General features: G+C 63.3%; 30 protein-coding genes and 1 tRNA gene. 29 read left to right on the top strand and 2 right to left on the bottom strand.

Annotation, left to right across the window (positions count from 1 at the left end):
• Nucleotides 1-16 precede the first annotated feature (16 nt).
• The 18 genes from L0U80_RS13590 to tatC all read left to right on the top strand — a co-directional run bounded on the left by L0U80_RS13590 (nt 17) and on the right by tatC (nt 13,852).
• Nucleotides 17-943, top strand: a complete 927-nt coding sequence (locus tag L0U80_RS13590; protein WP_233864876.1) for an ABC transporter ATP-binding protein — start codon at nt 17-19, stop codon at nt 941-943.
• Nucleotides 940-1,695 carry an ABC transporter permease gene (locus L0U80_RS13585; RefSeq protein ID WP_233864875.1) on the top strand — a complete coding sequence of 252 codons (756 nt, stop codon included), beginning with the start codon at nt 940-942 and terminating at the stop codon, nt 1,693-1,695. Before L0U80_RS13590 ends, L0U80_RS13585 begins: the two co-directional genes overlap by 4 nt.
• 26 nt (nt 1,696-1,721) lie before the next feature.
• Nucleotides 1,722-1,961: a BolA family protein gene (locus L0U80_RS13580; protein WP_124153036.1), complete on the top strand. Its 240-nt coding sequence runs from the start codon at nt 1,722-1,724 to the stop codon at nt 1,959-1,961.
• Nucleotides 1,962-2,084: 123 nt separating this feature from the next.
• Nucleotides 2,085-3,347 (top strand): UDP-N-acetylglucosamine 1-carboxyvinyltransferase, encoded by a 1,263-nt coding sequence (gene murA, locus L0U80_RS13575; protein WP_233864874.1) that lies wholly within the window; start codon nt 2,085-2,087, stop codon nt 3,345-3,347.
• Complete coding sequence (gene hisG / locus L0U80_RS13570) at nt 3,344-4,030, top strand: ATP phosphoribosyltransferase (protein ID WP_233864873.1); 687 nt, start codon at nt 3,344-3,346, stop codon at nt 4,028-4,030. The genes murA and hisG overlap by 4 nt, the downstream gene beginning before the upstream one ends.
• 121 nt (nt 4,031-4,151) lie before the next feature.
• Nucleotides 4,152-5,465 carry a histidinol dehydrogenase gene (gene hisD / locus L0U80_RS13565; protein WP_233864872.1) on the top strand — a complete coding sequence of 438 codons (1,314 nt, stop codon included), beginning with the start codon at nt 4,152-4,154 and terminating at the stop codon, nt 5,463-5,465.
• Nucleotides 5,466-5,660: 195 nt separating this feature from the next.
• The gene (gene hisC, locus L0U80_RS13560) at nt 5,661-6,737 is read left to right on the top strand and encodes a histidinol-phosphate transaminase (RefSeq protein WP_233864870.1); all 1,077 of its coding nucleotides are present in this window, start codon (nt 5,661-5,663) and stop codon (nt 6,735-6,737) included.
• Nucleotides 6,738-6,794: 57 nt separating this feature from the next.
• On the top strand, nt 6,795-7,382 hold the full coding sequence (gene hisB, locus L0U80_RS13555; RefSeq protein ID WP_233864869.1) for an imidazoleglycerol-phosphate dehydratase HisB: 588 nt from the start codon (nt 6,795-6,797) through the stop codon (nt 7,380-7,382).
• A gap of 260 nt (nt 7,383-7,642) precedes the next feature.
• The gene (gene hisH / locus L0U80_RS13550; protein ID WP_233864868.1) at nt 7,643-8,284 is read left to right on the top strand and encodes an imidazole glycerol phosphate synthase subunit HisH; all 642 of its coding nucleotides are present in this window, start codon (nt 7,643-7,645) and stop codon (nt 8,282-8,284) included.
• 181 nt (nt 8,285-8,465) lie between these two features.
• Nucleotides 8,466-9,218 (top strand): 1-(5-phosphoribosyl)-5-[(5-phosphoribosylamino)methylideneamino]imidazole-4-carboxamide isomerase, encoded by a 753-nt coding sequence (hisA, locus tag L0U80_RS13545; protein ID WP_233864867.1) that lies wholly within the window; start codon nt 8,466-8,468, stop codon nt 9,216-9,218.
• Between the two features lie 353 nt (nt 9,219-9,571).
• A complete protein-coding gene (gene hisF / locus L0U80_RS13540; RefSeq protein ID WP_233864865.1) occupies nt 9,572-10,345 on the top strand; it encodes an imidazole glycerol phosphate synthase subunit HisF in 774 nt (257 codons plus the stop codon).
• Between the two features lie 2 nt (nt 10,346-10,347).
• Nucleotides 10,348-10,764, top strand: coding sequence for a phosphoribosyl-AMP cyclohydrolase (gene hisI / locus L0U80_RS13535; RefSeq protein WP_233864863.1), 417 nt, complete (start codon nt 10,348-10,350; stop codon nt 10,762-10,764).
• Nucleotides 10,761-11,129: a phosphoribosyl-ATP diphosphatase gene (locus L0U80_RS13530; protein WP_124153045.1), complete on the top strand. Its 369-nt coding sequence runs from the start codon at nt 10,761-10,763 to the stop codon at nt 11,127-11,129. Before hisI ends, L0U80_RS13530 begins: the two co-directional genes overlap by 4 nt.
• Before the next feature lie 39 nt (nt 11,130-11,168).
• Nucleotides 11,169-11,561, top strand: a complete 393-nt coding sequence (locus tag L0U80_RS13525) for a DUF4870 family protein (RefSeq protein WP_233864861.1) — start codon at nt 11,169-11,171, stop codon at nt 11,559-11,561.
• 101 nt (nt 11,562-11,662) lie between these two features.
• Entirely contained in the window at nt 11,663-12,031 is a 369-nt protein-coding gene (locus tag L0U80_RS13520; RefSeq protein WP_233864859.1) for a histidine triad nucleotide-binding protein, read from the top strand.
• 145 nt (nt 12,032-12,176) lie between these two features.
• Nucleotides 12,177-12,419, top strand: coding sequence for a Sec-independent protein translocase subunit TatA (gene tatA / locus L0U80_RS13515; RefSeq protein WP_233864857.1), 243 nt, complete (start codon nt 12,177-12,179; stop codon nt 12,417-12,419).
• Nucleotides 12,420-12,463: 44 nt separating this feature from the next.
• Complete coding sequence (tatB, locus tag L0U80_RS13510; protein WP_233864855.1) at nt 12,464-13,027, top strand: Sec-independent protein translocase protein TatB; 564 nt, start codon at nt 12,464-12,466, stop codon at nt 13,025-13,027.
• A 42-nt stretch (nt 13,028-13,069) separates the two neighbouring features.
• Nucleotides 13,070-13,852 (top strand): twin-arginine translocase subunit TatC, encoded by a 783-nt coding sequence (tatC, locus tag L0U80_RS13505; RefSeq protein WP_233864853.1) that lies wholly within the window; start codon nt 13,070-13,072, stop codon nt 13,850-13,852.
• A gap of 164 nt (nt 13,853-14,016) precedes the next feature.
• Here tatC and L0U80_RS13500 read toward each other — a convergent pair whose 3' ends face one another.
• Nucleotides 14,017-15,237, bottom strand: a complete 1,221-nt coding sequence (locus tag L0U80_RS13500; RefSeq protein WP_233864851.1) for a Do family serine endopeptidase — start codon at nt 15,235-15,237, stop codon at nt 14,017-14,019.
• A 19-nt stretch (nt 15,238-15,256) separates the two neighbouring features.
• Between L0U80_RS13500 and L0U80_RS13495 the strand changes: the two genes are divergently transcribed.
• The 9 genes from L0U80_RS13495 (at nt 15,257) to L0U80_RS13455 (ending at nt 22,788) form a co-directional block, all read left to right on the top strand.
• The gene (locus tag L0U80_RS13495) at nt 15,257-16,003 is read left to right on the top strand and encodes a Nif3-like dinuclear metal center hexameric protein (protein WP_233864849.1); all 747 of its coding nucleotides are present in this window, start codon (nt 15,257-15,259) and stop codon (nt 16,001-16,003) included.
• A gap of 250 nt (nt 16,004-16,253) precedes the next feature.
• Nucleotides 16,254-16,874: a ubiquinol-cytochrome c reductase iron-sulfur subunit gene (gene petA, locus L0U80_RS13490; protein ID WP_233864842.1), complete on the top strand. Its 621-nt coding sequence runs from the start codon at nt 16,254-16,256 to the stop codon at nt 16,872-16,874.
• Nucleotides 16,874-18,259 (top strand): cytochrome b, encoded by a 1,386-nt coding sequence (locus tag L0U80_RS13485; protein ID WP_233864840.1) that lies wholly within the window; start codon nt 16,874-16,876, stop codon nt 18,257-18,259. Before petA ends, L0U80_RS13485 begins: the two co-directional genes overlap by 1 nt.
• A gap of 25 nt (nt 18,260-18,284) precedes the next feature.
• A complete protein-coding gene (locus L0U80_RS13480) occupies nt 18,285-19,070 on the top strand; it encodes a cytochrome c1 (RefSeq protein WP_233864838.1) in 786 nt (261 codons plus the stop codon).
• A gap of 96 nt (nt 19,071-19,166) precedes the next feature.
• Nucleotides 19,167-19,778, top strand: a complete 612-nt coding sequence (locus tag L0U80_RS13475; protein WP_027797364.1) for a glutathione S-transferase N-terminal domain-containing protein — start codon at nt 19,167-19,169, stop codon at nt 19,776-19,778.
• A 94-nt stretch (nt 19,779-19,872) separates the two neighbouring features.
• On the top strand, nt 19,873-20,364 hold the full coding sequence (locus L0U80_RS13470; protein ID WP_233864828.1) for a ClpXP protease specificity-enhancing factor: 492 nt from the start codon (nt 19,873-19,875) through the stop codon (nt 20,362-20,364).
• Between the two features lie 18 nt (nt 20,365-20,382).
• Nucleotides 20,383-20,458: transfer RNA gene (locus L0U80_RS13465), tRNA-Thr, on the top strand.
• Between the two features lie 214 nt (nt 20,459-20,672).
• Complete coding sequence (locus tag L0U80_RS13460) at nt 20,673-21,410, top strand: response regulator (RefSeq protein WP_233864826.1); 738 nt, start codon at nt 20,673-20,675, stop codon at nt 21,408-21,410.
• A 49-nt stretch (nt 21,411-21,459) separates the two neighbouring features.
• A complete protein-coding gene (locus L0U80_RS13455; protein WP_233864820.1) occupies nt 21,460-22,788 on the top strand; it encodes an ATP-binding protein in 1,329 nt (442 codons plus the stop codon).
• 136 nt (nt 22,789-22,924) lie between these two features.
• Here the strand turns inward: L0U80_RS13455 and L0U80_RS13450 are convergent, their stop codons facing one another.
• Entirely contained in the window at nt 22,925-23,260 is a 336-nt protein-coding gene (locus L0U80_RS13450; RefSeq protein WP_233864819.1) for a hypothetical protein, read from the bottom strand.
• A 7-nt stretch (nt 23,261-23,267) separates the two neighbouring features.
• Here L0U80_RS13450 and L0U80_RS13445 point away from each other — a divergent pair, with 7 nt between their 5' ends.
• Both L0U80_RS13445 and L0U80_RS13440 read left to right on the top strand, forming a co-directional pair.
• Nucleotides 23,268-23,447: a hypothetical protein gene (locus L0U80_RS13445; RefSeq protein WP_233864818.1), complete on the top strand. Its 180-nt coding sequence runs from the start codon at nt 23,268-23,270 to the stop codon at nt 23,445-23,447.
• A gap of 9 nt (nt 23,448-23,456) precedes the next feature.
• Entirely contained in the window at nt 23,457-23,723 is a 267-nt protein-coding gene (locus L0U80_RS13440; RefSeq protein WP_233864817.1) for a hypothetical protein, read from the top strand.
• Nucleotides 23,724-23,941: the final 218 nt, after the last annotated feature.

Raw genomic sequence — 23,941 nt, 5'->3', positions numbered from 1 at the left:
GGGCGGCGCTCGAGTCATGCCAGCCATCGAAATTCGTAACGTCAAGAAGCGCTTCAAGGCGCTCCAGGCGCTCAAAGGCGTCAGCTTCACGGTCGAAGAGGGCGAGTTCTTCGGGCTGCTTGGCCCGAACGGCGCGGGCAAGACGACGCTCATCAGCATCCTCGCGGGCCTCGCTCGCGCGGACGAAGGCTCGATTGCCGTGCGCGGTCACGACGTGGTCCACGATTATCGCAACGCGCGCCGTAATCTCGGCGTCGTACCGCAGGAACTCGTATTCGACCCCTTCTTCACCGTCCGCGAGACGCTGCGCCTCCAGTCCGGCTACTTTGGTCTGCGCAATAACGACGCGTGGATCGACGAGATCATGGCGAATCTCGATCTCACCGAAAAGGCCGACGTCAACATGCGTGCGCTCTCGGGCGGCATGAAGCGACGCGTGCTCGTTGCGCAGGCGCTGGTGCACCGTCCGCCTGTGATCGTGCTCGACGAGCCGACGGCCGGCGTCGACGTCGAACTGCGCCAGACGCTCTGGAAATTCATCTCGCGCCTGAACCGCGAAGGTCACACGATCGTGCTGACTACGCACTATCTGGAAGAGGCTCAGGAACTGTGCGACCGCATCGCGATGCTCCGCCGCGGTGAGGTCGTCGCACTCGAGCGCACGAGTGCGCTCTTGCAGCGCTTTGCCGGCACGCAGCTCTACCTGCGTTTTTCGGACGGTGTGCTGCCAGCCGAACTGCGCGCACTCGAAGTCGATCCGTCGAATGTCAATGCGCGCCACCATCTGCTGCGGCTTGCTGACTACGCTGAAGTCGAGCGTATTCTGGCGCTGTGCCGCGCGAACGGTTGCACGCTCGAAGAAATGGAAATCCGCAAGGCCGATCTGGAGGATGTCTTCGTGCAGGTGATGAGCGGTTCGGAAGTCATCGAGGGGCTGGCATGAGCGGGTTCCGTACGCTGTTTTACAAGGAAGTGCTGCGTTTCTGGAAGGTCGCCTTCCAGACCGTGCTCGCGCCGGTCATCACCGCGCTGCTGTATCTGACGATCTTCGGTCACGCGCTGAGCGGCCATGTAGAGGTGTATCCGGGCGTCGAGTACACGGCCTTCCTGATTCCCGGCCTCGTGATGATGAGCGTGCTGCAGAACGCATTCGCGAACAGCTCGTCGTCGTTGATCCAGTCCAAGATCACCGGCAATCTCGTCTTCGTCCTCTTGCCGCCGCTCGCCGCATGGGAGATGTTCGGCGCTTACGTCCTCGCGTCGATCGTGCGCGGGCTCGTGGTCGGCGCAGGCGTGTTCATCGTGACAATCTGGTTCATTCCGATGACCTTCGCCGCGCCGTTCTATATTCTGGCGTTCGCGGTGCTCGGTTCGGGGATTCTCGGCACACTGGGACTCGTTGCGGGCATCTGGGCCGAAAAATTCGACCAGCTCGCCGCGTTCCAGAACTTTCTGATCATGCCGCTCACGTTCCTTTCGGGCGTGTTCTACTCGACGCATTCGCTGCCGCCGGTGTGGCGCGAAGTGTCGCGGCTCAATCCGTTTTTCTACATGATCGACGGCTTTCGCTACGGTTTCTTCGGCTTGTCCGACGTGAATCCGTTCATCAGCCTCTCGATCGTTTTCGTCTTCTTCGTGGCGCTCGCCGCGCTTGCGATGCGTCTCATCGCGAGCGGCTACAAGCTGCGCCACTGAGCATCAACGACCAGGAATCTCTCACCATGTTGCCGACTCCGGAACAGATCAAGCAGTACATCGCGGCAGGGCTCGCGTGCGAGCATCTCGAAGTCGAAGGCGACGGCCAGCACTTCTTCGCGACCATCGTCTCGCCGGCCTTCGAAGGCAAGCGCCTGATCCAGCGCCATCAGATCGTTTATGCGGCGCTCGGGGAGCGCATGCGCGAGGAAATCCACGCGCTCAGCATGAAGACGCTCACGCCCGCAGAATGGCAGAACGCATAATCCGGAATATCAGTGCGAATCACCCAGGATAAAGAAGGCGTCGCCAGCGGCGCCGCTCAAGCGAATGACGCGGCACAGCAGGCTGGCCGCAGTAGTCAGCAAACCAATCAGGAAACTTCGGGCATGGACAAACTCGTCATCGTCGGCGGGCAGAAACTCGCGGGGGAAGTGACCGTTTCGGGCGCGAAGAACGCGGCGTTGCCGATTCTCTGCGCGGGTCTCCTGAGCGCGGAACCGGTCCATCTGGACAACGTGCCCGACCTGCAGGACGTGCGCACCACGCTCAAGCTGCTTGGCCAGATGGGCGTGCGCACCGAGCAGTCGGGTCATCGCGTGCAGCTCGATGCCGGAAACGTGAGCAACCTCGTGGCGCCGTATGAGCTCGTCAAGACCATGCGCGCGTCGATCCTCGTGCTCGGGCCGCTCGTCGCGCGCTTTGGCGAGGCGAAGGTGTCGCTGCCGGGCGGCTGCGCAATCGGTGCGCGCCCCGTCGATCAGCACATCAAGGGCCTGCAGGCGATGGGCGCCGAGATCACCATCGAGCACGGCTTCATCGAGGCGCGCGCGAAGCGCCTGAAGGGCGCGCGTATCGTCACCGACATGATCACGGTCACCGGCACGGAAAACCTGCTGATGGCCGCCGTGCTAGCCGATGGCGAGACGGTGATCGAAAACGCGGCGCGCGAACCCGAGGTGGGCGATCTCGCGCATCTGCTCGTCGCGATGGGCGCGAAGATCGACGGCATCGGCACGGATCGTCTCGTGATTCAGGGCGTCGACAAGCTGCACGGTGCGAAGCACACGGTCATTCCTGACCGCATCGAAGCAGGCACGTTCCTGTGCGCGGTCGCGGCTGCTGGCGGCGAGCTCACGCTGCGCAACATTCGCCCGCGCATTCTCGACGCCGTCACCGACAAGCTGCGCGAAGCGGGCGTGTCGATCGAGGAAGGCGACGACTGGATGCGTGTACGAATGAACACGCGCGCGCGCGCCGTGAACCTGCGCACCTCCGAATACCCCGCGTTCCCGACCGATATGCAGGCGCAGTTCATGGCGCTCAACGCGATTGCGGACGGTACGTCACAGGTCGTCGAAACGATCTTCGAGAACCGCTTCATGCACGTGCAGGAGCTGAACCGGCTCGGCGCGAGCATCACGATCGACGGCAACACCGCGCTGGTGGCCGGCGTCGAAAAGCTCTCGGGCGCCAAGGTGATGGCGACCGACCTGCGCGCTTCGGCAAGTCTCGTGATCGCGGGCCTGTGCGCCGAAGGCGAAACGCTGATCGACCGCATCTACCACCTCGACCGCGGCTACGACCGCATGGAAGTGAAGCTCAACGCGGTTGGCGCGAACGTTAAGCGGATCAAGGGGAGTGCAGCATGAGCACGCTTGCCCGGACGCCCGCCGCCGCCGCAGGCGCGCCGCTTACGCTTGCGCTCTCGAAGGGCCGCATCTTCGAAGAAACGATGCCGCTCCTTGCCGCAGCAGGCGTGCAGGTGGCCGAAGATCCGGAGACGTCGCGCAAGCTGATCCTGCCGACGACCGATCCGAACCTGCGCGTCATCATCGTGCGCGCGAGCGACGTGCCCACGTACGTGGAGTACGGCGCTGCGGACTTTGGCGTCGCGGGCAAGGACGTGCTGCTCGAACACGGCGGCAGCGGACTATATCAGCCGGTCGACCTCGACATCGCGCGTTGCCGCATGTCGGTGGCCGTCGCGGCGGGCTTTGATTACGCGAGTGCGGTGCGCCAGGGTGCGCGTCTGCGCGTCGCGACGAAATACACGGAAACCGCGCGGCAGCACTTCGCGGCGAAGGGCGTGCACGTCGACCTCATCAAGCTGTACGGGTCGATGGAACTGGCACCGCTCGTCGGCCTCGCCGATGCGATCGTCGACCTGGTCAGCTCAGGCGGCACGCTGCGCGCGAACAACCTGGTTGAGGTCGAAGAGATCATGCCGATCTCGTCGCGCCTCGTTGTGAACCAGGCGGCGCTCAAGCTCAAGCGCGCTGCACTGCGGCCGATCATCGACGCGTTCGAACGCGCTTCGAACCGCGGCGCTTGAGGGTGCTTAAAGCTGCTTAAGGCTGCATGTGGTTGCTTAAGGCAGCACAAAGCGCAAGCGCCGCCCGCTCGTCACGCGTTCAAACGTGACGGGCGACTAACCGATACGGATGGATATCAGCATGGCTATCACGATTCGCAAACTCGATTCCAGCGCCGACGGCTTCAAGAAGGCACTGCACGCGGTGCTCGCGTTCGAGGCGAGCGAGGACGAGGCGATCGAGCGCTCGGTGGCGCAGATCCTCGCTGACGTGAAAGCACGTGGCGATGCCGCCGTGCTCGAGTACACGAACCGCTTCGACCGCCTGAACGCGACCAGCGTCGCGGCGCTCGAACTGCCGTTTGCCGAACTCGAAGCGGCGCTGGAGAGCCTCGAACCGAAGCGGCGTGCCGCGCTCGAAGCGGCGGCGGCGCGCGTGCGCGGCTACCACGAGAAGCAGCGCATCGAATGCGGCTCGCATAGCTGGCAGTACACCGAAGCCGATGGCACGGTGCTCGGCCAGAAGGTTACGCCGCTCGACCGCGTGGGCCTCTACGTTCCTGGCGGCAAGGCTGCGTATCCTTCGTCGGTGCTGATGAACGCGATTCCGGCGCGCGTCGCGGGCGTGCGCGAGATCGTCATGGTCGTACCTACGCCCGATGGCGTGAAGAACCCGCTCGTGCTGGCGGCGGCGCTGATCGGCGGCGTCGATCGCGTGTTCACGATCGGCGGCGCGCAGGCTGTCGCCGCGCTCGCGTATGGCACCGACACGGTTCCCGCCGTCGACAAGATCTGCGGCCCCGGCAACGCCTATGTCGCGTCGGCCAAGCGCCGCGTGTTCGGCACGGTCGGTATCGACATGATCGCCGGCCCGTCGGAAATCCTCGTGATCTGCGACGGCACGACCGATCCGCGCTGGGTGGCAATGGACCTGTTCTCGCAGGCCGAGCACGACGAACTCGCCCAGTCGATCCTGCTGTGCCCGGACGCGGCGTTCATCAAGCGCGTGGAAGACGCGATCGACGAACTATTGCCGACGATGCCGCGCGCCGACGTGATCGCCACGTCGCTCACGAATCGCGGCGCGCTCGTGAAGGTGCGCGATATGGCGGAAGCCTGCGCGATCGCCAACGAGATCGCACCGGAGCACCTCGAAATCTCGGCGCTCGAGCCGCAGAAGTGGGGTGCCGAAATCCGCCACGCGGGCGCGATCTTCCTCGGCCGCTACACGAGCGAGAGCCTCGGTGACTACTGCGCCGGGCCGAATCATGTGCTGCCTACGTCGCGTACCGCACGTTTCTCGTCGCCGCTCGGCGTCTATGATTTCATCAAGCGGTCGAGTCTCATCGAGGTCAGCGCGGAAGGCGCGCAGACGCTCGGCGAGATCGCCGCGGAGCTGGCCTACGGCGAGGGCCTGCAGGCTCACGCGCGCAGCGCCGAATACCGGATGAAGTGAGTCCGGGCCTTCGGGCAGGTGCGCACGGCCGCTGATGCACTGTGTAAGCGCCCGCCCGAAGTGCGAACCTGGAAGTCCTGCCAGTAGACGTCTGGTAAGCGAGAAGCCCTACGACAACCTGAGCGGTCTCGAAGCCGCTCGTGAGAAGCTTGCCCCGCTCGCGAGGGCGAGTCCGCCCGACCGGGCCAGTCCGATATGACAACGCCACAAGACATCATCCGTCGCGACGTGCTCGCGATGACGAGCTATCCCGTGCCCGACGCTACCGGCTTCGTGAAGCTCGACGCCATGGAGAACCCGTTCGGGCTGCCCGCCGCGCTCGCAGCGAAGCTGGGCGAGCATCTGGCGGCCGTTGCGCTGAACCGCTATCCCGCGCCGCGCCCCGAGGCGCTCATCGCGAAGCTCAAGGTCGCGATGCACGTTCCCGAAGAGTGCGAAGTACTGCTCGGCAACGGTTCGGACGAGATCATCAGCATGATCACGATGGCGTGCGCGAAGCCGGGCGCGAAGGTGCTCGCGCCGGTGCCGGGCTTCGTCATGTACGCGATTTCGGCGAAGTTCGCACACGTCGATTTCGTCGGCGTGCCGCTCACCGCCGACTTCATGCTCGACACCGAAGCGATGCTCGCGGCGATCGCCGAACACCGTCCGTCCGTGATCTGGCTGGCGTACCCGAACAATCCGACCGGCACGCTTTTCGATGACGCCGCAATCGAACGCATCATCGCGGTCGCGTTGGCGGCGCACGGTCTCGTCGTCATCGACGAAGCGTATCAGCCGTTCGCGCAGAAAAGCTGGATGCCGCGCGCGGGCGAATTCGACAACGTGGTTGTGATGCGCACGATGTCGAAGCTCGGGCTCGCCGGAATCCGGCTCGGGTATCTCGCGGGACGGGCGTCGTGGCTCAATGAGTTCGACAAGGTGCGCCCGCCGTACAACGTGAACGTGCTCACGCAGGCAACCGCGAGTTTCCTGCTCGACCACATCGACGTGCTCGACGCGCAGGCCGCGCAATTGCGCGCCGAACGCGCGGAATTGGCCGCCGCTGTAGCGAAACTGCCGGGCGCCGAGGTCTTCGAAAGCGCGGGCAATTTTCTGCTCGTGCGCGTGCCTGATGCCGACGCGGTGTTCGATACACTTCTCGGCGCGAGGGTTTTGATCAAAAACGTGGGTAAAATGCACCCATTGCTGGCGAATTGCGTCCGTTTGACCGTCGGGACGCCCGACGAAAACGCACAATTGCTCGCCGCCCTGAAGCTCGTGCTTAAATGAGCTTCGTTCTGTAACCCCTCTAAACCTCCTGTTACGGGCTGATTGAAGGAAATTGCCATGCGCGTCGCGCAAGTCGTTCGCAACACCAGCGAAACGCAAATCCGCGTCAAGATCAATCTGGACGGCACCGGCGAGCAGAAGCTCGCGACCGGTGTGCCGTTTCTCGACCACATGCTCGACCAGATCGCACGACACGGCTTGATCGATCTCGAGGTCGAGGCGCAGGGCGACACGCATATCGACGACCACCATACGGTGGAAGACGTCGGCATCACGCTCGGGCAGGCGGTGGCGCAGGCCATCGGCGACAAGAAGGGCATCCGCCGCTACGGCCATGCCTACGTGCCGCTTGACGAAGCGCTCTCGCGCGTCGTCATCGACTTCTCGGGCCGTCCGGGCCTCGAATTTCACGTGCCGTTCACGCGCGCGCGCATCGGCACGTTCGACGTCGATCTGTCGATCGAGTTTTTTCGCGGCTTCGTGAACCACGCGGGCGTGACGCTTCACATCGACAACCTGCGCGGGCTGAATGCCCACCATCAGATGGAAACCGTGTTCAAGGCGTTCGGCCGCGCGTTGCGTCAGGCCGCCGAACTGGACGAGCGCGCGGCGGGCAGGATCCCGTCGACGAAGGGTAGCCTCTAACGTTTAACGTACGATCAACCGATCCGGGCGAACGGACACGCGCACCGGGACGTGCACCCCGCGCCGCACTTTTGCGGTTACCGGGCTGCAAGTCGCACCGGGCGCGCGGCGTGCTCCGCCGACGCTACCGCGTGAGCGCTGGCGCGCGGCAAGCGAATCGCGATGCTCGGAAGGAATGGGTCTGGACGGCGCTTCGGAACGCGTACGCGTTGCCAACGCCACGTAAAGCCAAGGGCAAGGCCCGAACGGCCTGATTCGAGATGAAAACTTCAATTGCGATTGTGGATTATGGGATGGGCAACCTGCGTTCGGTTGCCCAGGCGCTGAGAACGGCCGCGCCGGAAGCCGACGTGGCGATCGTCGAGCGTCCCGAGGCGATTCGCGCAGCCGACCGCGTCGTGCTGCCCGGCCAGGGCGCGATGCCCGACTGCATGCGCAGTCTCGCCGAGTCCGGCCTGCAGGACGCCGTGCTGGAAGCCGCGCGCACGAAGCCGCTGATGGGCGTGTGCGTCGGCGAGCAGATGCTCTTCGACTGGAGCGCCGAGGGCGACACGAAGGGTTTGGGTCTGCTGCCCGGCAAGGTCGTGCGCTTCGAACTGAAAGGCCAGCTTCAGGATGACGGTTCGCGCTTCAAGGTTCCGCAGATGGGCTGGAACGTCGTGCGTCAGGCACACGCCCACGCGCTGTGGGACGGCGTGCCCGACAACAGCTATTTTTACTTCGTTCACAGTTATTACGTAGTGCCTGACAACGCGGCGCACACTGTGGGCGAAACGCCGTACGGTGCCGCCTTTACCTCGGCGGTGGCGCGGGATAACATCTTCGCCACTCAATTCCACCCGGAAAAAAGCGCTGCGGCGGGTTTGCGCGTCTATCGCAACTTCGTCCACTGGAACCCGTAATTTCGCGCGCGTACTGAAGGTTCAGGTTGCGGCGGTCTCGCTACAGCGTCCGCCAACCCGATTTACATCAGCAAGACCCCCGAAAGACTTGTACTAAACTAGCGAAACGGCTCCGGATCGGGCCTTTTTTTCCACCGGCGCCGGTTTAATTCAACCTCATTCCCAGACATCACCCGAAGCTATGCTGCTGATTCCGGCCATCGATCTCAAAGACGGTCACTGCGTGCGCCTTAAACAAGGCGATATGGACCAGGCGACGATTTTCTCAGAGGAACCGGCGGCAATGGCCCGACATTGGGTCGAGCGCGGCGCGCGCCGCCTGCACCTCGTCGATCTGAACGGCGCGTTCGCAGGCAAGCCGAAGAACGAAGACGCGATCCGCGAGATCATCGCGGAAGTCGGCGACGAGATCCCCGTGCAGTTGGGCGGCGGCATCCGCGACCTCGACACCATCGAGCGCTATCTAAACGACGGCCTTTCGTACGTCATCATCGGCACGGCGGCGGTGAAGAACCCGGGCTTCCTGCACGAAGCGTGCACCGCGTTCGGGGGGCACATCATCGTCGGTCTCGACGCCAAGGACGGCAAGGTCGCCACCGACGGCTGGAGCAAGCTGACGGGCCACGAAGTTGTGGATCTCGCACGCAAGTTCGAGGACTACGGCGTCGAATCGATCATCTACACCGACATCGGGCGCGACGGCATGCTTCAGGGCATCAACATCGACGCGACAGTGCGCCTTGCGCGCGCGGTGAAGATTCCGGTCATCGCGAGCGGCGGTCTGTCGAATCTCGCCGACATCGACGCGCTGTGCGAGGTCGAGGGCGAAGGCATCGAAGGCGTGATCTGTGGCCGCGCGATCTACTCGGGCGATCTCGATTTTGCCGCCGCGCAGACGCGCGCAGACAGCCTGCGCGAATCGGACGACGCGTAAGGCACGTTAGGCGCCGCTGGCGTTTCGCGAAGGGGCCTACGCGTGCTGCGCAGGCTTCCCTGGTTTCAGCCCTGTCCGCGTGGAGTGGACTGAGATGCGGCTTCACCGCATACCCAGGCGCGCGATATTTTCGCGACAGAGCGGCAGCGTGAGGCGGACGGTACGCGCGGGTCGCCACGAGCAGCAAAGCGCGCGACAATGACCCGACGCTGTCCGGCGCAATATGGCACAAGCGCGAGCGCGAAAGCGCAGGCGGGGCGCGCCCGGATGCGCCGCTACGCCGTATCCGGGGGCAGACCACCCGCGAGCAGGCCCTCCCACTGGTTCAATCGACTGGCTACTTCGGCAAGATCATGGCTCTACCCAAACGCATCATCCCCTGTCTCGACGTGACCGCCGGGCGGGTCGTCAAGGGCGTCAACTTCGTCGAGCTGCGCGACGCGGGCGATCCCGTAGAAATCGCGCGCCGCTATGACGAGCAGGGCGCAGACGAACTCACCTTCCTCGACATCACAGCGACTTCGGACCAGCGCGACCTGATTCTGCCGATCATCGAAGCGGTGGCCTCGCAGGTCTTCATTCCGCTGACCGTCGGCGGCGGCGTGCGGGCCGTGGCGGATGTTCGCCGCCTGTTGAACGCGGGGGCGGACAAGATCAGCATGAACTCGTCGGCGGTGGCGAATCCGCAGCTCGTGCGCGATTCCGCCGACAAGTACGGCTCGCAGTGCATCGTCGTTGCGATCGACGCCAAGCGCGCGTCGGCGCCGGGCGAACCGGCGCGCTGGGAAGTGTTCACGCATGGCGGCCGAAAGGCGACGGGCATCGACGCGGTCGAATGGGCGCGCAAGATGGGCGAACTCGGCGCGGGTGAAATCCTGCTGACGAGCATGGACCGTGACGGCACGAAGAGCGGCTTCGACCTCGACCTGACGCGCGCGGTCTCCGACGCGGTGTCGATTCCCGTGATCGCCTCGGGCGGCGTGGGCGGCCTGCAGGATCTCGCGGATGGCATCGTGAAGGGCCACGCCGATGCCGTGCTCGCGGCGAGCATTTTTCACTACGGCGAGCACACGGTCGGCGAGGCCAAGCGCTTCATGGCCGACCAGGGCATTTCGGTGAGGTTGTGATCGTGACGACAAATGCAACGCCGGGCGCGGCCTGGCTCGACAAGGTCAACTGGGACGCCAACGGCCTCGTGCCCGTGATCGCGCAGGACGCGACGAGCGGCGACGTGCTGATGTTCGCGTGGATGAATCGCGAGGCGCTGGCGAAGACCGTCGAAACGGGCCGCGCCGTGTACTTCTCGCGCTCGCGTCAGCGTCTGTGGTTCAAGGGCGAGGAGTCGGGCCACGTGCAGCATGTGCGCGACATCCGCCTCGACTGCGACGAGGACGTCGTGTTGCTCAAGGTCGCGCAGGTCTCGGGCATCGCGTGCCACACCGGCCGCCACTCGTGCTTTTTCCAGCAATTCGATGGCACCGTCGACGATGGCCAGTGGGTCGCCGTCGATCCCGTGCTGAAAGACCCCGAACACATCTACAAATGACGCAACTCACTACGAACGACACGCTGCTGCGCCTCGCGGCGGTGATCGACAGCCGCAAGGGCGGCGACCCGGACGCTTCCTACGTCGCGCGCCTCTTCCACAAGGGCGACGATGCGGTGCTCAAGAAGATCGGCGAAGAGGCCACCGAAGTGGTGCTCGCGGCAAAGGACGTGCGCCAGGGCGGCGCCCCGACGGCGCTGGTCGGCGAAGTGGCCGACCTTTGGTTTCACTGCCTCGTCGCGCTTTCGCATTTCGACCTGAGTCCGGCTGACGTGCTGGCGGAACTGGAACGCCGTGAAGGGCTTTCGGGGCTCGAGGAAAAGGCGCTGCGCAAGAGCCGCGAGCGCGAGCAGAACGGCGACTGAGCCCTGAGTCGGGGCGCCATCGACCCGGAGACAACCAGCATGTCCATGCCAGGCGGCTTTCCGCCCCCAACGATTCAAGATCCGCTCGACGCGGACCGTCTGCGCAGCCTGCGCACGATTACGCACGTCCTCTACGCGCTTTACGCCGTCTACTGGCTCACGGGCGGCGTGTCGGTGCTGGTTGCGATCATCCTGAATTACCTCAAGCGCGACGAGGCGCTCGGCACGCCTTACGAGCAGCACTTCACGTGGCAGATTCGCACGTTCTGGCTGGGGCTCGCGGGGCACCTGATCGGGATAGCGCTTTTCCTCGTCCTTATCGGCATCCCTATTTTGTGGGCTGTCGCCATCTGGACGTTGTACCGTATCATTAAAGGCTGGTTGTATTTGTATGACAACAAGCCGCTAGCCAACCCGCGCGGGTGGGTCTGAAGGCCGACTGAGCAGGTTTTCCGGTAGGGCCTTCGGGCTGCACACCGGGGCTGCACGCCGCCGTTGTTCACCGATTGCAGGCCATGCTCACCAGGAGCACCATGAGTCACGACCGCAGCACCTGTCTTTTCTGCAAGATCGCAGATGGCGAAATTCCGAGTTCCCGCGTCTACGAGGACGATGAATTTGTTGCCTTCCGGGACATTCGCCCTGCTGCGCAGACACACGTGCTCGTCATCCCCCGGCGGCATATTTCCACACTGTCAGATTGCGGCGAAAACGACGCTCCTCTGCTTGGTAGAATGTTCGTATTGGTCGCACGCCTCGCGAAAGAGCTCGGTGTCGCGTACACGGGCGGCGAGAGCGGGTTTCGCACGGTCGTGAATACGGGGCCGGGCGGTGGGCAGGAGGTGTATCACCTGCACGCGCATCTGCTCGCCGGGCCGCGGCCCTGGCTTCGCATGGGCTGAACGTCACATCGACGCGGCGTTGCATCAGCACTATTATCGGTTCGCGCTGCTCCGTGTTTGGGGGCGCAAATAACAGGCGCGATCATTGCGCACTGACGGACTCGCGGCACAAGCCGCGACGACGGGGTTAAGGAGAGAAGGGATCATGGGTTCGTTGAGCATTTGGCATTGGCTGATCGTTTTGCTGATCGTGGCACTCGTCTTCGGGACGAAGAAACTGCGTAACATCGGCAGCGACCTCGGCGGTGCGGTGAAGGGTTTCAAGGATGGCATGCGCGAGGGCGAAGCGGGTGCCGCCGACCAGCAGAAGCGCGAATTGCCGGCGAGCGGCGACACGATCGATGTCGAAGCCAAGGACAAGACCGCGCGTTCGAACGACTTCCGCTAAAACGGCGGATTCGTCCCGTCTCAGGCTGACCGGAATTTCCATCCATGCTCGATCTGGGTCTCACCAAGATGGCGCTGATCGGCGTCGTCGCGCTCGTGGTGCTCGGGCCGGAGCGGTTGCCGCGCGTCGCGCGCACCGCTGGGGCGTTGTTCGGCCGTGCACAGCGCTACATCAACGACGTCAAGTCGGAAGTCACGCGCGAGATCGAACTCGACGAGTTGCGCCGCATGAAGACGGAATTCGAGAACTCTGCGAAGAGTGTCGAGCAGACCGTCCAGGATCACCTGCGCAAGCACGAAGCCGAACTGAACGACGCGTGGAATTCGGGTACCTCGGTATCGCCGAGCGTGGCGGGCGGACTGGAGTCGGGTGTTGGGGATCCAGCCGCGATTGCGGACAGCAGCGCAGGCGCCGATCTGGCGTCGTCGTGGCGCAGCGGCAACGCAGGCGCCCCGCAGGTCCGACGCAAGAACTGGCGCCTGAAGCAGACCGCGACGCCTGTCTGGTACAAGCGCGTCTCGCTGCGACGCACGCGCGTGCAGTCGGGTGCAGCGCGCGTCGCGCAACACACCCCAGAAAGCCTGCGCCGTCAGCGGCGTTTCTTCTGATATGCCCCTATCGGGCGTGAACATCATCAAGCAAGGGCCGGTGTGAGCGACCCCCAAAACAAACCGGATGAAGGCACCGAAGAGACCTTCATCTCGCATCTCGTAGAACTGCGCGACCGCATTATTCGCGCGGGCATCGCGGTCATTGTCGTGTTCGTCGCGCTTGTCTATTGGGCGCCGGACATCTTCCACCTGCTTGCGCGTCCGCTCATGCAGAACTTGCCGCGCGACGGCAAGATGATCGTCACCGATGTCACCGGATCATTCTTCGTGCCGATGAAGGTGACGATGGTCGTCGCGTTCGTGATTGCGCTGCCGTTCGTGCTCTACCAGATCTGGGCGTTCATCGCGCCGGGACTCTATCAGCACGAAAAGAAGCTCGTCGCGCCGCTCGTCGCGAGCAGCTACACGCTGTTCCTGTGCGGTATGGCGTTCGCGTACTTCGTCGTGTTTCCGACCATCTTCCGTGTGATGGCGCACTACAACGCGCCGCTCGGCGCGGAGATGAACACCGACATCGATAACTACCTGAGCTTCGTGCTCACCATGTTCATCGCGTTCGGTGTGACGTTCGAAGTGCCGATCGTGGTCGTGCTGCTCGTTCGCATGAACCTCGTCACGATCAAGAAGCTCAAGGAGATCCGGCCTTATGTGATCGTCGGCGCGTTTATCGTCGCGGCCGTCGTCACCCCGCCGGACGTGTTCTCGCAGCTAATTCTCGCGTTGCCGCTGATCGTGCTCTACGAAGCCGGGATCATTGCCGCGCGGATCTTTATCGGCACGGGCGAGAAGCCTGCCGAAGAGAGCGAGGCGGCGAGCAACTAGGCGGCAAGCGGCCAGGCCGCCGACGCCGCGCGAACACGCGGACCGAGACATCGAATCCGCAGTCTGGCCACCGCCGCTTCGTACAGCTGGCGCATCAGAAAAAAGGCCGTGAACGGTGAGTTCACGGCCTTTTTTTCATTCCGGTGACCGGCAGGGCAAACGGCTCAACCGCCGTTGTCGTCGCCTTCGCCGTCTTCCTGTTCCGGCTGCTTCGGCGGCGGAGGGCGCTTGCCGATCAGCACGTCGAGGTCCAGGTCCTTGTTCTTGCGCTCGAGGTGGACCTTGGCGTCGGTGCCGGGCCTGATCTGTGCGATCACGTTGAGAAGACGTGTCGTATCGGTGATTTCCTCACCGTTCACGGAAAGCAGAATGTCGCCCGGCTTGATGCCGGCCTTATCGGCGGGCCCGCCCTGCAGCACGCCCGCGACGATCGCCCCGGACTTCTGCTTCAGACCGAACGAGTCGGCGATCTCGGGCGTCACATCCTGTGGCTCCACGCCGATCCAGCCGCGCGTGACCGTGCCCGTCGTGATGATGCTTTCCAGCACACTGCGCGCCGTGGATACGGGAATGGCGAACCCGATGCCAAGCGAGCCGCCCGATCGCGAGTAGATGGCGGTGTTGATGCCGAGCAGGTTGCCGTTCACGTCGACGAGTGCGCCACCGGAGTTGCCGGGGTTGATCGGCGCGTCAGTCTGGATGAAGTTCTCAAACGTGTTGATGCCGAGGTGATTGCGCCCGAGCGCGCTGATGATGCCCATCGTCACCGTCTGGCCCACGCCGAACGGGTTGCCGATGGCGAGCACGACATCGCCCACGCGCGTCTGATCCATGCGCCCGAGCGTGATGGTGGGCAGGTTCGGCATGTTGATCTTGAGCACCGCGAGATCGGTTTCCGGGTCGACGCCGATTACCTTCGCGTTCGTGGTGCGGCCATCGGAGAGCGCGATTTCGATCTGATCCGCGCCGTCGATCACGTGCTGGTTCGTTAGAATGTAACCGTCCGGACTGACAATGACGCCCGAACCAAGGTTCGCCGCAGGCTGCTGGTGCTGTTTGCCATTCTTGTTGCGATCGCCGAAGAAGTAGCGAAATAGCGGGTCGTTCTGGCGCGGGTCCGGCGGGAGCGATCCGTCTTTGCTCGAGAACACGTTGACCACAGCGGGCATCGCCTTCTGGGCGGCGTCCGCATAGGAATCCTCCGCGTGATGGCCGCCGCCAATGCCGGGCGCGACCTCTCGCAGGGCAACGATCGGTTCGGCGAGCTGCCTGCCGAACTGCCCCTGATGCTGCAACCACTGCGGCTTGAGCGTCGAGATGATGAACATCAGCGCAAGCAGGACCGTCACCGCCTGGGCGAAGAACAGCCAAAAGCGTCTAAGCATCTGAAGAGTCGAGGATTATATGGATCGGATCGAACTGGAATTGTATCTGAACAATCTTCTCGAGGCCGCGCGCTTCAAGGACTATTGCCCCAACGGTCTGCAGGTTGAAGGGCGCCGCCGCGTGGAGAAAATCGCGACGGGCGTCAGTGCGTCGCTCGCGTTTCTGGAGGCCGCGGTGGAGTGGGGCGCCGATGCCGTGCTCGTCCACCACGGTTACTTCTGGAAGAACGAATCGCCGCAGATCACGGGCCGCAAATACCGGCGCCTGAGAACGCTGCTCGCGAATGACCTGAACCTGTTCGCCTATCATCTGCCGCTCGACAGCCATCCCGAATTCGGCAACAACGCGCAACTAGGCGCGAAGCTCGGCTGGATCGGCGAGCAGCGTTTCGGCGACCAGGACCTCGGCTGGATGGCCACGCTGCCCATGCCCATCACGCTAGCGCACTTCTCGGCGCAGGTCGAGCACACGCTCGGACGCGCGCCACTCGTGCTCGGCGACCCCGACTGGCAACTGCGTCGCGTGGCCTGGTGCACGGGCGCGGCGCAAAGTTTCTTCGACGCCGCAATCGACGCCGGCGCCGATGTCTTCCTGACCGGCGAGATCTCCGAGCAGACGACCCACACGGCGGCCGAGAGCGGCGTGGCGTTTCTTGCGGCGGGCCATCACGCGACCGAGCGTTTCGGCGTGCAGGCGCTTGGCGCGCATCTCTCGGAAGTTTTCGACGTCGAGCATCTTTTCATCGATATCCACAATCCGGTCTGATTGGCCCGGGTGGATTGCCGGTCGCCTCGCGTCGCGCTCAATGCGCGGCCTTTATTCTATAAACGCTTAAAAGACGAAGGCGATTTTGCAATTTTTCGTGCTGGAAAACCCAGGGATATCAATGACTTCGCCCGCTTTTTAAAAGTCGCCCCTTGTAAATGCCAACTCCGTTCGAGCAAACTAGCGGTCGGCGGTGCTGCGGGTGAGCACAGAGCGACAGATAAATCCAACTCAGAAGTGGGGCGATGTGATGCGAGACAAAGAAAATGACAACGTCGATGGCAGCCGACGTACCTGGCTGATCGCGACGTCCGTCGCCGGCGGCATCGGAGGCGCTGCCGCTGTCGTACCCTTCGTGGCGTCGTTTGCGCCTTCCGAGAAGGCCCGCGCGGCGGGGGCGCCCGTCGAAGTCGACATCAGCAATCTCGAGCCGGGCAGCATGACGACCGTCGCCTGGCGCGGCAAGCCCGTCTGGATCCTGAACCGCACCGACGCCATGATGGCCGATGTCGTCAAAGCCACGCCCGGGTTGGCAGATCCCGATTCGAAGGATCCGTTCTCGATGCCCTTGCCGGAGTACTGTAACAACCCGTACCGCTCGCGCGCCGAACACAAGAACATCCTCGTGGCGGTCGCTGTGTGCACGCATCTGGGCTGCACGCCGACGGCGCGATTCCAGTCAGGCCCGCAACCGAATCTTCCCAACGACTGGCCCGGCGGCTTCCTGTGCCCGTGCCACGGCTCCACCTACGATCTCGCCGGGCGCGTGTTCAAGAACAAGCCCGCGCCGCAGAATCTCGACATCCCCCGCTTCATGTTCGCGTCCCCGACGCAGATCGTGATCGGCCGGGACGAACAAGGAGAAGCGTGATGGCGACGGGAACCGAACACAAGGTTGAGACGACGGGACTCGTCGGCTGGATCGACAGACGCTTCCCGTTGACGGCAACGTGGAAAGCACATCTCTCCGAATACTACGCACCGAAGAACTTCAACTTCTGGTACTTCTTCGGCTCGCTCGCGCTGCTCGTGCTGGTGAACCAGATCGTCACCGGCATTTTCCTCACCATGAACTACAAGCCCGACTCGACGCTCGCGTTCGCGTCGGTCGAGTACATCATGCGCGAGGTGCCGTGGGGCTGGCTGATCCGCTACATGCACTCGACGGGCGCCTCGATGTTCTTCGTGGTCGTCTATCTGCACATGTTCCGCGGGCTGATGTACGGCTCTTACCGCAAGCCGCGCGAACTCGTGTGGATCTTCGGCTGCGCGATTTTCCTGTGCCTGATGGCCGAGGCGTTCTTCGGCTATCTGCTTCCGTGGGGCCAGATGTCGTTCTGGGGCGCCCAGGTGATCGTGAACCTGTTTTCGGCGATTCCGTTCATCGGGCCCGATCTGTCGCTCTGGATTCGTGGCGATTACGTCGTCTCCGATGTCACGCTGAACCGCTTCTTCGCGCTGCATGTGATCGCGATTCCGCTCGTGCTGCTGGGGCTGGTGTTCGCGCACATCGTCGCGCTGCACGAGGTGGGTTCGGGCAACCCCGACGGCATCGAGATCAAGGAAAAGAAGGACGCGGACGGCAAGCCGCTCGATGGCATTCCGTTCCACCCGTATTACTCGGTGCACGACTTCATGGGCGTGTGCATTTTCCTGATGATCTTCGCGGCGATCGTGTTCTTCGCGCCGGAGATGGGCGGTTACTTCCTCGAAGCGAATAACTTCATCCCCGCCAATCCGCTGCAGACGCCACCCGAAATCGCGCCGGTCTGGTATTTCACGGCCTTCTACGCGATGCTCCGTGCCACCACCGACCCGTTCAAGATCGTCCTGATGATCGTGATCGCGGTGCTCGGCGTGATTGCGCTCGTGCGTGCGCGCGGCAAGTGGCGAGTGGGGCTGCCGGTGCTGGCGGCCCTCGTGGTCCTCGCGATGTATTTCACCCAGTCGAAGTTCTGGGGCGTCGTGGTGATGGGATCGGCGGTGATTTCGCTCTTTTTCCTGCCGTGGCTCGACCGCGCGCCGGTGAAGTCGATCCGCTACCGACCGCTGTTCCACAAAGTCTTCCTCGGGATTTTCGTCGCAGCGTTCCTGACGCTGGCGTTTTTGGGGACGAAACCACCTTCACCGGCGGGGACGCTGATCGCGCAGATCTGTGCGCTCATCTACTTTGCGTTTTTCCTCGGCATGCCGGTCTGGACGCCGCTTGGGACCTTCAAGAAGCCGCCCGAGCGTGTGCGGTTCAAGCCCCATTAACCCCCGACCCGTGCACGAGGAAAACATGACAACAAAATCCCTCTTTGGGACGCTCAGCCGCGTGGGCGCCCGGTTCGGTGTGGCCGCGCTGGCGCTCGTCTGCGCACTGGTGGTTGCGCCCGCGCAGGCCCAGGAGAACATTCCGCTCGACCGCGCACCCGATAACGGCGAAAATCTTGCTTCACTGCAACACGGCGCGCAATTGTTTGTAAACTATTGTCTGAACTGCCACAGTGCGAATCTGATGCGCTTCAGCCGGTTGCAGGATCTAGGTATTTCGCCAAAGCAGATCGAGCAGAATCTCCTGTTCACGACCGACAAGGTCGGCAACACGATGTCGATCGCAATGCGGCCGGATGATGCGAAGGCATGGTTCGGCGTGACGCCGCCGGACCTGTCCGTGGAAGCGCGCTCGCGCGGGCGCGACTGGCTGTACACGTATCTGCGCAGCTTTTACCGGGACGACACACGCCCGACCGGCTGGAACAACCGGGTGTTCGACAACGTGAGCATGCCGCACGTGTTGTGGCAGTTGCAGGGTATCCGCACGGCGAAGTTCGAAGACGCAGTGGACGAGGAAACCGGGCAAAAGGTCCACCGCTTTACCGGGTTCCAGCAGGTCACGCCGGGGACGCTGTCGCCGGTGGATTATGATTCTGCCGTGGCCGATCTGGTGGCGTACCTTGGCTGGATGTCCGAACCGGAGCAGAAAACCCGCAGGCAGCTTGGCGTGTGGGTGATGCTGTTTCTTGGCATCCTGAGCTTTTTTGCGTGGCGACTGAACGCCGCCTACTGGAAAGATATCAAATAGGCACGTCCTGACCGACGTGGGGCTGGCGCCGCGAGTAAACCGCATAACGGCTAAATCGCCCGCTGGCCTTTTGGGTATATTGAGGAAATGTAAATCATGATGGTTCTGTACTCCGGCACTACCTGCCCGTTCTCCCAGCGCTGCCGGCTGGTGTTGTTCGAAAAGGGCATGGACTTCGAAATCCGCGACGTCGACCTGTTCAACAAGCCGGAAGACATTGCCGTGATGAATCCGTACGGTCAGGTGCCGATTCTGGTCGAACGCGACCTGATTCTGTACGAATCGAACATCATCAACGAATACATCGACGAGCGTTTCCCGCACCCGCAGCTGATGCCGGCTGACCCGGTGCAGCGCGCCCGCGCGCGCCTGTTCCTGCTCAACTTCGAGAAGGAACTGTTCGTGCACGTGAGCACGCTCGAAAACGAGAAGGGCAAGGCTGCCGAGAAGAACCACGAGAAGGCGCGTCTCGCGATCCGCGACCGCCTCACGCAGCTCGCGCCGATCTTCCTGAAGAACAAGTACATGCTGGGCGAAGAGTTCTCGATGCTCGACGTCGCGATCGCGCCGCTCCTGTGGCGCCTCGACCACTACGGCATCGAACTGTCGAAGAACGCCGCGCCGCTGATGAAGTACGCCGAGCGCATTTTCAGCCGCCCGGCCTATATCGAAGCGCTGACGCCGTCGGAAAAGGTGATGCGCCGCTAAGTGCCTGCGGGCAAGGCAATCAGGGACGACGTGCGGCGCGTAGTGCGCAGTGGGTTGGGCGGGCGCCGCACGCTGTTCCGGTAAAGGATCGTTGATGCAAGAGATTTCCACGAAGCCGTACCTGCTTCGCGCACTGTACGAGTGGTGCACCGACAACGGCTTCACGCCGCATATCGCGGTGCGGGTCGATAACCGGACGCGCGTGCCGCGCCAGTTCGTGCGCGATGGCGAGATCGTCCTGAACATCAGCTTCGAGGCGACGAGCTCGTTGCAGATGGGCAACGAGATGATCGAGTTTCACGCTCGTTTTTCCGGCAAGTCCCACAAGATCGAGGTGCCGGTGGCGAATGTACTCGCGATCTATGCGCGCGAGAACGGGCAGGGGATGGCGTTCCCGGTCGAGACGCCGGCTGGCGACGCCGACGAAGTGCTGCCGTCGGCGCAAGATGAGCATGTAGAGCCTGCTGCTGCGTCCGAGGCTTCGTCCTCCGATGAAGCGAGTGGCGAGTCGTCAGTGTCCGCGCCGGAAAAGAGCACGGACGATGGCGCGAAGGGCGGCAAGGGCCACCTCAAGATCGTGAAATGAAGTAGAATTGCGGGCTACGCCGGCTTAGCTCATCTGGTAGAGCAGTTGATTTGTAATCATCAGGTGGCGGGTTCGAGTCCTGCAGCCGGCACCAAATAAATCAAGGGGTTACGTGAAGTTCACGTAACCCCTTGTGCTTTCTGGGTGCTGGGAAAGGCCTGTTCGATGCGCTCGACGTTCAACCGAACGGCCCTCCATGCCGACCGGGTACCACGCAGCGATTCCGTCCGTTCTCCGCACGCGGCCAGGAAAGGAACGGTAAGAGTTGGCAAGGCTTCCCAACCTCCGCGCTGCTTTAAAATGCGCGCATGAACCCTAGCGTCCTCATCGTCGACGACGATCCCGTCGTGCGCGATCTGCTGAGCCGCTTCCTGCGCTCCCATAACTTCGATACGGCCGTGCTGCACGGCGGCGCCCACCTCCAGCGCCGGCTCGAACGCGAACGCCCTTCCATTGTCGTGCTGGACATCATGATGCCCGACACCGACGGTCTAGAGGCCATCGCCGCATTGCGCGCGGCCGGCGACGACATTCCGGTGATCTTCGTCACGGCGCGCGGCGGGGTGAGTGATCGCATACGCGGGCTCTCGCTGGGCGCGGACGATTATTTGCCCAAGCCGTTCGATCCGTACGAACTGCTCGTGCGAATCCAGAACATCCTGCGGCGGCGCGGTCCATCCACGGCGAGCGCGCCCGTTGCGCTCGGACGCTACCGGTTCGGCGAATTCGAACTCGATTTCACGATGCGCACGCTTTCGTGCCAGAACACGCAAATCGCATTGAGGGAAAGTGAGTTCGCGCTCTTGAAGGTGTTCGCCACCCACCCCTACAAGGTGATGTCGCGCACGCTGATCCACGACATCGTGCATCGCGACGAACGCGAATTTCACGAGCGCAGCCTCGACGTGCCGATCTGGCGGCTGCGCCGCGTGATCGAAGCCGATCCGTCGAATCCGCGCCACATCCAGACGGTGCGCGGCAAGGGGTACGTCTTCGTGCCCGATCCGGCATCGTACGCAAGCGCGCACGGCGCGCCTGTTCAGTGATGACCGGCGTCGGGGCACTATCCCTCACGCTGGCGTTTGCAGGGGCGATATGCGGGGGCCGCTGAACACACTGTTCGGGCGCATGGCGTTGCTCTCGGCGGCCGTCTTGCTGGCGATGCAGCTCGGCTGGTTTTTGTTGCTCGCCAGGCAGGCTCCACACCATGATGTGGACGGTTTCGCGCGCGGCGTTCTTCTCGCGCTGCGCGTTGCCAGCGAAGAAAACGCCAATGAGGCGGGCGTGCCCCCAGCCGTGCGCCTCGGCGAGTCGCTCGACCCCGCGAAGGCCGGTGAGCTGAGCGGCATGTTGCGCGTGCACCGTGTGCCGACGTGGAACATGCCGCGCGACATTCACCTGCATGAGCCGACGCGCCGGCCGCTCGTCGAGCTGATCCACCATTTGCGTACACAGTCACCGGCCGGTACCCAGTTCGCCGTCGACGACGCCCACCCGCCGCAGCTATGGGTCCTCTATCCAGGCAGCGCGTCGTGGGTCGTCGTGCCGGTCGATATTCCTCCGCCCCCGCACTTCGTCACCGAAGCGGTTTCGATGCTGATGGTGGCGCTCACGCTCTCGTTCCTCGCGGCATGGCAGATTCAGAAGCCGCTCGCGAGCCTCGCGCAGGCGGCGCGCCGGTTCGGCACCGGCGAGCGCATCGCGCCGCTCATGGGCAAGGGGCCGCGCGAACTACGCGAGGTGAGCGCGTCGTTCAACGACATGATGCGTTGTGTGAACGAGGCCGAAGACGACCGCGTAATGATGCTGAGCGGCATCGCGCACGATCTGAAAACGCCGCTTACGCGGCTCAAGCTGCGTGCGAGCCTGATGGCCGAAGAGGGCGAACGTAAGGACATGCTGGGCGATATCGATTCGCTCGCGCACATCATTCAGCAGTTTCTGGAGTACGCGCAACAGGTGCCCGATGCGGGCAAGCAGACCGAAGTCGATAGCTTTTTGCAAAGCCATTTCGGCAACCCGGACGAAGTTGAAGGCGGAACCGGCCCGCTGTTCGTGCTCGATCTGCGCGCTGGCTCGCAGTTCAAGTTGCCGCAAGTGGTGCTGGACCGGCTCGTGACGAACCTCGTTGAAAATGCGCTCGAATACGGCGCTCCGCCGGTCGAGATCACGACGTCAGTCGACAACGGATCGTGCGTGATACGCGTACGCGATCACGGCGAGGGTATCGAGCCGGACCGGATCGCTGCCGCCATGCGGCCGTTCGTGCGGCTAAATCCGGCGCGGGGCGGCGTAGGCCACTGCGGCCTTGGGCTCTCCATCGTGGCGCGGCTTGCGCGCGATAACGGCGGCGAATGCATTGTCGAGAACCATCCCGATGGCGGCCTGCTCGTGCAACTGGTCTTTCCGGTAACGCGTCGCTGATACACGGTCTGATTCACAGCCCAATACACCCGATACACAGCCCGATACACAGCCGCGAAAAAAACACGCCGGGCCATCACAGCCCGGCGCGTAAAGGGGACAGTGCTTTAACGCAGCCGCCGCCGGCGACTATCGCTCAGGCGGACGTGCTCACGAACAGCCCGCTTGCACCGCCGGCCCCCTGCTGTTGCAGGTTGCTGGCGAGCGTCGTGAGGAACTGCTGGAGTTCGGACGTCGTGTTGCTCGACGAACTGCTCGACGAAGCACCCATGGCCGTCAACAGATTCTGGAAGTCCGAGGTCAGTTCGTTCGTCGAGCTGGTCCCGCTGCTGGACGAACTGCTTGCCGTGCTCGAATCGGAGGACGTGCTGCTCGAAGTCGACGAGAGCGACTGTGCGAGGTTCTCGATCGCCGATGCCAGATCGTTGCCGTAACCACCGGACGAAGGCGGCGGGGGCGGCGGGGGCATCATCGCCGAGGTGCTGCTTGTGTTGCTCGTGTCGCTCGACGTGGAGGAAGCGCTATTGGTGGAGCTTGCTGCCGTGGTGGCTGCATTCGTCGAGCTTGTCGACGAGACCGTGCTGCCGTCGCTCGTGCCCGTCGAGGCGAAACCGGTTTGCTGCGCCACCGACTGGAACAGTGCGCCGAGGAACTGCTGAAGCGCGGCGGTGAGTGCGTCGGTCGACGAGGACGACGTGCTCGACGTCGAATCGGTGGAGCTCGATGCCGAATCCGTGCTGGCGGTGCTCGTGGATGTGCTGGAAGTGCTACTCGTCGTCAACCCCAGCGACTCGAGCGCTGAAGCGATGGCCGCAGCAAGCGGGTTGACGCTGTTCGAACCGGACGAACCGTTTGAAGCGATGGACGTGTCTGTGGACGTCGAGTCGCTGCTGGTGTTTTGCCCGTTCGCCAGGGAAGTCATCCAGGCTGTATAGAGTGAATTAGAGTTTGATAATGCGCTTATCGACATGTGTAACCCCTCGGTGAATGTGCGATATGGTCGATTTCCGACGGTGACGGTTGGACATGTCCCTCCGTCGGCGCAATCGTATGCGGACTCTTGCACCGGGTGGCGCGTTTGTAATTGGAGGAAAGGGTTCAGGTAAGAATTGGCGTTGCGGCCAGTTCGATCTCAAGCACGACCGTCGCCGGG

This window comes from Paraburkholderia adhaesiva (assembly GCF_021390575.1).
GTDB lineage: Bacteria > Pseudomonadota > Gammaproteobacteria > Burkholderiales > Burkholderiaceae > Paraburkholderia > Paraburkholderia adhaesiva.
This window is presented reverse-complemented; position numbering and strand designations above follow the sequence as displayed.